The 10,388-nt window shown below is 43.9% G+C and carries 12 protein-coding genes; 3 read left to right on the top strand and 9 right to left on the bottom strand.

The window, feature by feature from the left end; translation table 11 throughout:
- Window positions 1-179 precede the first annotated feature (179 nt).
- The gene (locus BVI01S_RS15400; protein ID WP_034762625.1) at window positions 180-1,046 is read right to left on the bottom strand and encodes a nucleotidyltransferase-like protein; all 867 of its coding nucleotides are present in this window, start codon (window positions 1,044-1,046) and stop codon (window positions 180-182) included.
- Between the two features lie 154 nt (window positions 1,047-1,200).
- On the opposite strand from BVI01S_RS15400, the gene BVI01S_RS15395 reads away from it, so the two are divergent.
- Window positions 1,201-1,551 (top strand): YgzB family protein, encoded by a 351-nt coding sequence (locus tag BVI01S_RS15395; RefSeq protein ID WP_034762624.1) that lies wholly within the window; start codon window positions 1,201-1,203, stop codon window positions 1,549-1,551.
- An 86-nt stretch (window positions 1,552-1,637) separates the two neighbouring features.
- Here the strand turns inward: BVI01S_RS15395 and perR are convergent, their stop codons facing one another.
- From perR to BVI01S_RS15355, 8 genes are all read right to left on the bottom strand, one after another.
- On the bottom strand, window positions 1,638-2,078 hold the full coding sequence (gene perR / locus BVI01S_RS15390) for a peroxide-responsive transcriptional repressor PerR (RefSeq protein WP_439951115.1): 441 nt from the start codon (window positions 2,076-2,078) through the stop codon (window positions 1,638-1,640).
- Between the two features lie 92 nt (window positions 2,079-2,170).
- A complete protein-coding gene (locus tag BVI01S_RS15385) occupies window positions 2,171-2,719 on the bottom strand; it encodes a cob(I)yrinic acid a,c-diamide adenosyltransferase (protein ID WP_034762619.1) in 549 nt (182 codons plus the stop codon).
- 1 nt (window position 2,720) lies between these two features.
- Window positions 2,721-3,671 carry a D-2-hydroxyacid dehydrogenase gene (locus BVI01S_RS15380; protein ID WP_034762616.1) on the bottom strand — a complete coding sequence of 317 codons (951 nt, stop codon included), beginning with the start codon at window positions 3,669-3,671 and terminating at the stop codon, window positions 2,721-2,723.
- 228 nt (window positions 3,672-3,899) lie between these two features.
- Window positions 3,900-4,364 carry a thioredoxin-dependent thiol peroxidase gene (bcp, locus tag BVI01S_RS15375; protein ID WP_034762614.1) on the bottom strand — a complete coding sequence of 155 codons (465 nt, stop codon included), beginning with the start codon at window positions 4,362-4,364 and terminating at the stop codon, window positions 3,900-3,902.
- A gap of 73 nt (window positions 4,365-4,437) precedes the next feature.
- Window positions 4,438-4,842: an ion channel gene (locus BVI01S_RS15370; protein WP_061810830.1), complete on the bottom strand. Its 405-nt coding sequence runs from the start codon at window positions 4,840-4,842 to the stop codon at window positions 4,438-4,440.
- 61 nt (window positions 4,843-4,903) lie between these two features.
- Window positions 4,904-5,689, bottom strand: coding sequence for an ABC transporter permease (locus BVI01S_RS15365; protein WP_061810829.1), 786 nt, complete (start codon window positions 5,687-5,689; stop codon window positions 4,904-4,906).
- Between the two features lie 3 nt (window positions 5,690-5,692).
- Window positions 5,693-6,484 (bottom strand): ABC transporter permease, encoded by a 792-nt coding sequence (locus BVI01S_RS15360; protein ID WP_061810828.1) that lies wholly within the window; start codon window positions 6,482-6,484, stop codon window positions 5,693-5,695.
- 48 nt (window positions 6,485-6,532) lie between these two features.
- Complete coding sequence (locus tag BVI01S_RS15355; RefSeq protein WP_061810827.1) at window positions 6,533-7,543, bottom strand: ABC transporter ATP-binding protein; 1,011 nt, start codon at window positions 7,541-7,543, stop codon at window positions 6,533-6,535.
- A 199-nt stretch (window positions 7,544-7,742) separates the two neighbouring features.
- Here BVI01S_RS15355 and BVI01S_RS15350 point away from each other — a divergent pair, with 199 nt between their 5' ends.
- Window positions 7,743-9,029, top strand: a complete 1,287-nt coding sequence (locus BVI01S_RS15350) for a glutamate-1-semialdehyde 2,1-aminomutase (protein ID WP_061810826.1) — start codon at window positions 7,743-7,745, stop codon at window positions 9,027-9,029.
- A 237-nt stretch (window positions 9,030-9,266) separates the two neighbouring features.
- The gene (locus BVI01S_RS15345; RefSeq protein WP_034762600.1) at window positions 9,267-10,349 is read left to right on the top strand and encodes an FUSC family protein; all 1,083 of its coding nucleotides are present in this window, start codon (window positions 9,267-9,269) and stop codon (window positions 10,347-10,349) included.
- Window positions 10,350-10,388 lie beyond the last annotated feature (39 nt).

The raw sequence follows: 10,388 nt of genomic DNA, 5'->3' as shown, positions 1-10,388 counted from the left end.
GTGTAAGGGCTTCGTTTAAGCGACTTTTTAATCTTATCAAGTTGCCACCGTGTTGTCAACAACTTTTTTCGTTTTTTTAAGTCGCCACTGACCGCTCGTTGCCGTCGTTCAGCAGCGACATTTACTAATATACCAAGGTAGCAGATTGAAGTCAACGAAAAATTAATATTTTACTATAATTATTTCGCTGCACGATAATAGCGATGGTAAATACCTTGTCCTTTCGTCTCTACATCGACGATTTCAACAAATCCTTTATCCGTTAAATACTCGATCAGCATGCTTAAATCCACGGAATAGTGTCTTGCTTCTGAATGATTAAGAAGATCCTGGAATGTCCAGTGTTCCTTTTGGCCAAGGATGTCCAACAGATGCTCAGTCGAAACCTTCGTTCTTGAGTGGATGAGGAACTCACTTGCCAGGAACAGGAGCTCCAGCCGTTTATCGATTTCTTCATCACTGGTAACGAGCTCTTCATACAGTTTATAAATCTCAGGTTCTATTTGCTTGACCTGGTTCCATACGGTTACCTCAGGGTGGAACCCGTTTTCAATAACCGCCAGTCGCGCTAAATGGTGCAAAGAGTGGACGATGTGATTGTAAGCATCCAAATAATGTTTGCTTTCAAAGAATTCTTTACCGTCCATATACCGGCGAATCAATTTGGCAAATTCCATGCCCATTTTGATCTTTCTGCCATAGAAAGGAAAGTCTCGCAACTCCGTTTTAAGATTCTGGATAAACTCGTTGCGGTCAAACAGGACTTTCCCATTGAATAGCCAATCGATCACTTTCCGATTTGATCCGAGTAAGATCCACTCATTCAGCTTGGCTTCTGTCACGATATGTAACGCTGCCTTTTGTTCTTTATAAGAATAATGCTTGATGAACACAGGCTCTTCCGCTTCCTTCACAATCAGGAACAGGACGATATCAAAGGTATCGGTCAAGGGACTTGATTTCTTGCTTTGTTCTATTAGAAGCGCTCCTAAAGTATTGGGGTGACTTGTACGCTCTTGGTATAACGGTCGTAAAATGTCTTCCATTTCATACTCCTCCACATCACTCATTGGTTGGTTACTATTTCGACATTCAAAGGGTATTTCCTTCTCTGAATATAGTCATTTTTCGACAAAATGGTTTCGCATCCCTCTACTACCAACAAATATGGTATAGTATTTTTTTAGGAGGGACAAACAAATGGCTAAGAAATATTCAAGTAAGATCAATAAAATCCGTACGTTTGCCTTAAGTTTAGTTTTCATCGGATTTATCATTATGTACGTCGGTATATATTTTAGAGAACATCCGTGGGTTATGACAACATTCATGCTACTGGGTTTTCTGGGAATCATCGGAAGTACGGTTGTCTACTTCTGGATCGGGATGCTGTCGACGAAGGCCGTACAGGTGACATGCCCCAATTGCGGTAAGGTCACCAAGGTCCTTGGGCGTGTAGATATGTGCATGTATTGTAACGAGCCCCTGACTCTTGACCCGAACCTTGAAGGTGAAGAATTCGATGAGGACTATAATAAAAGGAAAAGATAAAGCTGAATGAGAAAAGACCTTCAACGGAAGGTCTTTTTTGATGCCCAAAATAAAAGAAGAATGGTTCTAATTAGAACCATTCTTATCTAATGTGTCTCCTTAACAGAACAGTCAGAGCACGTACCGTATATTTCCATACGATGGTTGTTCACCTTGAATCCCGTGACATGGGAAGCCAGTTGTTCCACTTCATCAAGTCCAGGGTAATGAAAGTCTACGATTTTACCGCAGCCATCGCAAATGACATGATAATGATCGGTCGTCACAAAGTCAAAGCGACTGGAGGCATCCCCGTATGTCAGTTCTTTCACTAAACCTACTTCACGGAATACACGCAAATTATTATAAACGGTCGCCACACTCATGTTAGGGAATTTCCCTTCGAGCGCTTTATATATGTCATCGGCAGTTGGATGGGACATTGAATCAATGAGATACTCTAATATCGCATGACGTTGAGGAGTGATACGGACTCCCGTTTCCTTCAATGTCGAAATCGCTTCTTTCAATTGTCCTTCTTCAGACATCGTCATGCACCTCTTTTCATAAGAATTATTATTTTATAATCTTTATAAATAGTGTACTAATCAACGGTCCATTTTGTCAATCTTTCACCCTGCTACTCGTGGAGGTTTTTCTCCTGCTCACCAAGCTGCTGGTTGATGTATCTGCCCGCTACAAAGAGGTAGTCAGAAAGCCGGTTCAGATACGAAAGGACTAATGGATTAATGTCTTCATCAATTCCTACAGCTTCTCTTTCAGCTCTCCTGACAATCGTTCTTGCAGTATGCAGGGCGGCACCGGCCGGCTGACCACCGGGAAGGATGAAGTTTCGTAGAGGTGTGAGAGATCCGTCCATCCTATCGATTTGATCTTCCAACTCCTTGATATGTGTTTCATCAAGCTTCCATTTCACTTCTTTTCCTGCGGGAGTGGCAAGTTCTGCCCCGACATGGAAAAGGATCGTTTGCACCTTGTGAAGAAACTCTTCGAATTCTTCTTTACCATCAAAATATTCAGCCTTGATATAACTTAGACCAAGACCTATCATGGAGTTCGCTTCATCGCAGGTTCCGTAGGCCTCCACACGTTGATCCTTTTTCGATACGCGGGTTCCATATACCAGGGAAGTCGTCCCTTTATCTCCAGATTTCGTATAAATTTTCATTTTAATAACCCCTCTCTGCATCAATCACATTAATAAAGTTATCCCTCTTATTACTATATGTAGATAAATTCTTTTTAAAGATTTCAAGTGCCCTTGGCATGTACTTTTTTGTAATGCTTGAAAGATGAGGCGTCACCGTGATGCCTTCCGTTTTCCAAAAAGGATGATGTTCAGCTAACGGCTCTTGATCAAATACATCCAGATACATATGTTGAATCAACTTCTTTTCCATTACTTCAAGAAGGACGGATTCTTCTACAAGGTCCCCCCGGCCAATATTGATGAAAACAGCAGAATCCTTCATCTGTACAAAATGATCGACGTCCAGTATTCCCTTTGTCCGGTTCGTACTTGGAAGCACTGCAACGATGTAATCGGCGTCGGGGAGTTGATCCCTGAAGGTCTCCAAGGTGAACATCCTGTCAAAATGCTCCCCGGGTGAGCCGGTAGAATTCACTCCACTTACGTTCATTTGAAATGCCTTTGCCAGTCGGGCGATTTCCCCTCCAATGGCCCCTGCTCCAAGAATAAGGAGAGAGGCTTCATGAAGTTCAGAGGTAGGTAACCTTCTGCTCCACACGGCATCTTTCTCCTGCTCCCATACTGATTGAAGCTGTTTTGCATGCTGAAGCATCAAGCCGATCGTAAACTCTGCCATGGGGATCTTGTGGATTCCCCTTGCATTGGTGACGAGGATCCCCCTTCTTTTAATTGCTTCAAACGGCATTTTTTCGAGTCCCGCCGAAGTGACCATGATCCATTTGCATTTCTCGCTTCTTTCAATATGATCACTCGTTAAATCTTCCCCCATCGTGACGATCACTTCCGCATCGGGAAGCTCACTTTCCGCTTGGTTGATTTTTTTGTAAAAAAGGAACTCAACCCCAGGGAAGCTATTCGTTAAATCTGAAACGAATTCTTCTTTCGGTTGAAATGTAAAGATGATTTTCATGTAGTTGCCTCCCATCCCTATTGCCCATTATTTTACCATATAGGAGAGGATTCTCCCTAGTTTCGAGCATCACCGTGAGCATAAAAAAAGAGGATCGACCTGGTCGATCCTGCTACACGGATGAGACTGACTTATTTGAGGAGGTTGCCCTACTCTTACTATATGTCCTTACAGCTTTTGTGAATGGACAAAAGCCTCAAACCCGTTAAAATAGGCTGGAAAATAGGCTTAGGAAAGGTTTTCTTGAATATATTGAAGAGCTTCTTCGACATGCCCCTTCACTTTCACCTTCCGCCATTCCTTGGAGAGGTTCCCTTCTTTATCAATGATGAAGGTGGAACGCTCGATTCCCATGTATTCTTTCCCGAAGTTTTTCTTCAGCTTCCATACGCCGTATTCCTCTGCCACTTTATGATCTTCATCTACCAGCAGGAGGAACGGCAGCCCATGCTTGTCCACGAATTTCTCATGTTTATCGACGGGATCCGGACTCACCCCAAGGATGACGGCATCAAGATCTTCAAAGTTCTCATGCTGATCCCTGAAATCACATGCTTCTGTTGTACACCCTGGTGTCATGTCCTTCGGATAAAAATAAAGGACCACGTTTTTTCCTTGATAATCAGATAGCTTCACCTTTTCTCCATTGCTTGCCAGTAATTCGAATTCAGGTGCTTTTTGACCAACTGTCATACATCTTCCCCTCCTAATGGATATCGTTCTGACTTTAGCGTACCCAATAGGAGGGAAAAACTCAAACCATACGCTACTTGTTCTCATAGTGTAAAAAGGACTTCACGACAAAGGCTGCCGGTATCGTATAACCGAGCCAGGACTCGATAAGGGCGATCCCTCTCCCGATCCCAACAGGGGTTACATCTCCATACCCCACTGAGAAGAGGGTAATGCCGCTGAAATACATCGTAGTAAAAAAATGATCGAGGAAGTCTCCGGAAAGTGGTCTCCCCGCCTCGACAAGAATCTGGATGCCCTCGATCTCAAGGAGCATGAATATTAACCCGAACCCGATCATGATCGTGATATAACACATTCCCAAAAAGAGAAAATGATGAAGGGAAACATGGTGTTCTTTCCATCGTGAAGGATAAAATAATGCCCGCAGGCTCATGACCATGCAAAATAGAATGAAAAATCCAATGATATAAAGCATGTACATACCCTCTTTTTTCTGCTTGTCTTAGTATATGTACGCTTATCATCATGAAATCATTCTAGTTACCTGCTCCCCTGTATCGTTTCACACCTTCATTCCAAAGGACGATGGAAAAAATAAAAAAACCGATTCCGACAAATGGAGTCAGGAATGAATACGGGTACCACTCCGTCTTTTCAAGGAAAAAGGCGGATGGATATACGCCAACGAACGCAAATGGTAGGATCCAGGTCAGTACAAACCGGATGACGCTATTGTAAATATCGACGGGATATCTTCCATAGTTTCCGATATTGTACATCATCGGCATGATGGACGTTTTCGCATCCGACCAGAACGCAATGCTTGCAAGAGCAATGAAGATCCCTGCATAGACGAGGGCTCCCCCCAGGACAAATACGATGAATAGAGCCGGCTCATACCATTCGAAGGTGATATCAAGCCTCCCACCTGCGTAGTACATGACGGCCATTCCCGTGATGACGCCAAAAAGGGACTCCAGCTCCATCCGCTCCAATATCACTTGAAATAAACTGTGGATGGGCCTCGTCAGGATCCGGTCGAACTCCCCCTTCACTACATACCGATCGTTAAAGTCCCAGATATTGAAAAAGGAACTGAACAGGGCGAACGGTACAAGGAAAAATCCATAGATGAATATAATTTCATCCCTTGTCCATCCGCTCAACAGCTGCGTGTGACCGAAAACAACAAGGATGAATACAAGATTGACAGCTTGAAATAGTAAATCGGATACTATCTCGACAATCAGATCGGCCCGGTACTGCAGCCTGATCTTCATGTATTGGGCGACATATTGAAAAAACATCTTCACATAAAACATCGGTCACCCTCCCTGTATGATCATTTGTTTTTTTGCCATGACCCAAAGCACTTTAATCGGTATAAGGAGAAGAAGCGACCAAAGACCCTGCATCATGATTGCATTGAAGGCTTCCGACGTGGAAAAGCCATTGGTGAAAATCATGCTCGGGACATAACTGATGCTTTGAAAGGGCAGATACTCCATCACATTTTGGGCCCACAGGGGGAAAAAGTGAATCGGAAGAAGGAGTCCCGAGAATAAATCGATGACGACCCGTTTGGCCCTGATGAGACCGTCGTTATTAAATAAGAAAAAGGTCGTGATCCCTGTCAGCAAATTGATTTGGGTATTGATGATGAAACTGAAAAGGATTGAAACGGCGAATAATCCGATCGTGTTAAAGCCTGTCCCTATTTGAAGTGGGAAAATCAGGCTTACGATGATCATCCCGGGGAAAGAGAAAAACACCAAACGGAAGACTCCCTCACCCAGCCCCTGCATCGTCTTCATGCCGAGATAGTTATAAGGCCTGATGAATTCAACGGCCACTTTCCCCTCTTTGATTTCCTGCGCAATTTCACGATCAATATTATTAAAATAAAATGCCCTCGCCATCCACGATACGGCCACATAGGTCGTCATCTGAATGATTGATAATCCTTCAATATCCTGCTTTCCACCATAAATGGCCTGCCACAGGAAATAGTACGCACCGATATTGATACTGTAAATCAAAATTCCACTATAATAATTCGTGCGGTAGGCAAGCATCATCAGAAATCGGATGCGAATCATTTCGATATACTTAGCCATGATCCTTCACCCCGCACACGAGCAGACTCACAGCTTGTTTTCCACCACTCAACTTGTCACAGCCCCTTTTTCATAGATGTTTCGGATGATCTCCTCAGTAGTCGTTTCTTCTATCTTCATATCTTTCACTTTGAAGTTGGCCACGACATCTGTAATGAGCTGTGAGATGACTTCTTCATCGGCTTCCGTTATCGCAGCATAGGATTGCTTTTTCTCATCAAAACTCCAGGAAATGTTCTGGTTTTTAGTAAGATCCGATAAAGCAGACAGAGAGATTTCATCCAGGAATTGAAAGACGACTTCTTTCTGATCTCCCCAGTTTTCTTTCAGCCGACTCAGTTCACCATCGTAAATGATCTTCCCTTCATCGAGCATCACGACCCGTTCACACAGCGCTTCGATATCGGATAAATCGTGGGTCGTAAGTAAAATGGTTGTATTGTATTTCTCATTGATTTCCTTTAAGAACTGACGGATTTTCAACTTTACGAGTACATCCAATCCGATTGTCGGTTCATCCAGGAAGAGCAGTGGTGGATTATGGACAAGTGCGGCGGCGAGTTCACACCTCATCCGCTGGCCCAGGGATAACTTACGGACAGGTTTGTCCAGGAGCGGAGCGATATCCAGGGTTTCAATCACATGATCCATATGCTCCTTGTATTGTTGATCCGGCACTTTATACACCTTTTTCAGCAGTTGAAAGGACTCCTGCACGGCAATATCCCACCAAAGCTGGGAACGCTGGCCGAATACGACACCGATCGTCTGTACGAACTTCTCCCGGTCCCGATGGGGATTCATACCATTGACGGTTATCTCTCCCCCGGTCGGTGTCAGGATCCCCGTCAGCATCTTGATGGTGGTCGACTTCCCGGCCCCATTTTCACCAATATAACCGACCATCTCACCCTGCTTCACATTAAATGAAATATCGTTCACCGCCGGAACGACTTTATAATTACGCGTAAATAAATCCCTGAAGGCACCCTTCAGTCCTGAACGACTGGAAAAAGCCTTGAATTCTTTACGCAAATGATTCACTTCAATTGCGTTCATCTTGCGTCCTCCCACATTCTTTTAAAATAGGTTTATCTTTTAGAAACAAAGAATAGTGTACCACAATGACCTGATTCTCTTTGAACAGTCTGCTTGAAATTTAGTGTACCCATCGATTCCCTATTTGCTAAAGTGGAAAAGACCGTACTACAATAGAAGGGTGGTTCATAGACAAATACACATTAACCGGGAGGAAAATATGAAATTCACTGAATCAGAAACTTTACATACAGAAGCATTGGAGCATATAGTCGGAGGCGTGAACAGCCCATCCCGATCCTATAAAGCAGTTGGCGGCGGATCACCTGTTGCCATGGAAAGAGGAAAAGGCGCATATTTCTGGGACGTGGACGGGAACAAATATATCGATTATCTGGCTGCATACGGTCCCATCATCACGGGACATGCCCACCCTCATATCACCGAAGCCATCACAAGAGCCGCGGAAAACGGTGTCCTTTATGGAACTCCTACCCGACACGAAGTGAAATTTGCGAAAATGATCAAAGAAGCCATGCCTTACATGGACAAAGTCCGCTTCGTCAATTCAGGTACAGAAGCCGTGATGACGACGATCCGTGTGGCAAGAGCCTATACAGGGAAAGACAAGGTCATCAAGTTCGCGGGCTGTTACCACGGCCACTCTGATCTGGTACTGGTTGCAGCCGGTTCCGGTCCGTCAACGCTCGGAACGCCGGATTCTGCAGGGGTTCCGAAAAGCATCGCGCAGGAAGTCATCACTGTTCCATTCAATGACATCGAGCCGTTTAAAGAAGCGATGGAAAAATGGGGAGATCAAATCGCTGCTGTCCTTGTGGAACCGATCGTTGGAAACTTCGGGATCGTAGAACCGAAGGAAGGCTTCCTCGAGCAGGTAAATGAAATCGCCCATGCTTCACATTCCCTTGTCATCTATGATGAAGTCATCACAGCATTCCGCTTTACTTACGGCGGTGCCCAGGACATGCTGAAAGTAAAACCTGACTTGACTGCCCTTGGAAAAATCATCGGAGGAGGACTTCCGATCGGAGCGTACGGCGGGAAGAAAGAAATCATGGAACAGGTGGCACCACTAGGTCCTGCCTACCAGGCTGGAACGATGGCCGGAAACCCAGCCTCCATCCTTTCAGGGATTGCCTGTCTGGAAGTATTAAAAGAAGACGGCGTGTACGAGAAAATAGATCAACTTGGGGAGATGCTTGAAAAGGGGATTTTAGCTGCGGCAGAAAAGCATAACACCCCCATCTCCATCAACAGGCTGAAGGGAGCCCTCACGCTCTACTTCACAACGGAAAAAGTGGAGAACTACGAACAGGCGGAAGCAACCGATGGAGAAATGTTTGCCAAGTTCTTCAAACTTATGCTTAATCAGGGCATCAATCTTGCGCCATCTAAATATGAAGCATGGTTCCTGACGACGGCCCATACGGAAGAAGATATCAAGGTAACACTCGAAGCTGTAGACCGTGCCTTTGCACAGCTGTAAACACAATCAAAAGACTGCATGCCACAAGCGTGCAGTCTTTTTTTGAGATACCATACTATTTCTCTACCTTATCGCATATCTATGGTTTTTGTGGAAGAACGATTGTTTATTCCCCTTTATAAAAAGGTACATATTTTGTAAAAACTTATTCGAATTTGCCTATTGATATTACTTGTAAGTACATGTATAGTACAGTATTGTTTATTAAAACGTTACACAAGAAAGGACTCTAATTCCATGAAACTTGGTGCTCGCATCCTTAAAACGGGAATTGCGATTGTATTAGCTTTACTTGTATCCCAGCTGCTCGGCATACCTTCTCCGGTGTTTGCGGGAATCGCGGCGGTCTTTGCCGTCCAGCCCACCATTTATCGTTCTTATCTATCCATTATTGAACAAATTCAGGGTAACCTGATCGGTGCTGGGATTGCCGTCATATTTGTACTATTATTCGGAAGCAATCCATTGATTGTAGGTCTCGCTGCTGTTATCGCCATTGCTATCATTCTAAAATTAAAGCTGCAGAACACAATCGGCCTTGCACTGGTGACGATGATTGCGATCATGGAAGTGACGGATCAGGACTTCATCCAGTTTGCCTTCATCCGTTTTTCCACCATCATGATCGGGGTCTTCTCATCATTCCTGGTGAATCTTGTCTTCCTGCCGCCAAAATATGAAACCAAGCTTTATCATAAAGTATCCGATTCAACGGAGGAAATCCTGAAGTGGATCAGGTTAAGTATGAGGCACGCAACGGAGTTCCACCTTTTGAAAAAGGATCTGGAACGAATTAAAGAAAAGTTGATAAAGGTCGACCAACTGTATCTTCTATATAAAGAGGAACGGGATTATTTCAAGAAAAATTCGATTGTCAAAAGCCGGAAGCTCGTGATCTTCAGACAAATGATCTCTTCAACCAATCGTAGTTTCGAGATATTGAAGCGCCTGAATCGCTATGAAAACGAAATCTATCAATTGCCCGACGAATTGCGGGTCGTCATTAAAAATCAACTTGACTGTTTACTGACTTATCATGAACAGCTACTATTAAAGTTCCTTGGCAAGATGCATCCTCATGCAGAATCGGAAGCCCAGCAGGATGTATGTCTGCACCGGAAAGAGTTGATGAGGATCATGCTTGAAGAGGTCAATCATCATACAAAAGATGACAACATCCATAATTTCCATCTGCTTCATATTTTCTCTGCCATTTTTGAATACGATGAACATCTGGAGCATTTGGAAAAATTGATTACAAGCTTTCAGTCGTATCATAAAGAGGATAACGAAGTAATGATCGGGGAAGAAGAAGAATAAATGGAAAAACGGAGCAAAGGCTGATGTCCTTTGCTCCGT

It is taken from the genome of Rossellomorea vietnamensis NBRC 101237 (genome assembly GCF_001591825.1).
In the GTDB taxonomy this organism is placed as follows: domain Bacteria; phylum Bacillota; class Bacilli; order Bacillales; family Bacillaceae_B; genus Rossellomorea; species Rossellomorea vietnamensis.
This window is presented reverse-complemented; position numbering and strand designations above follow the sequence as displayed.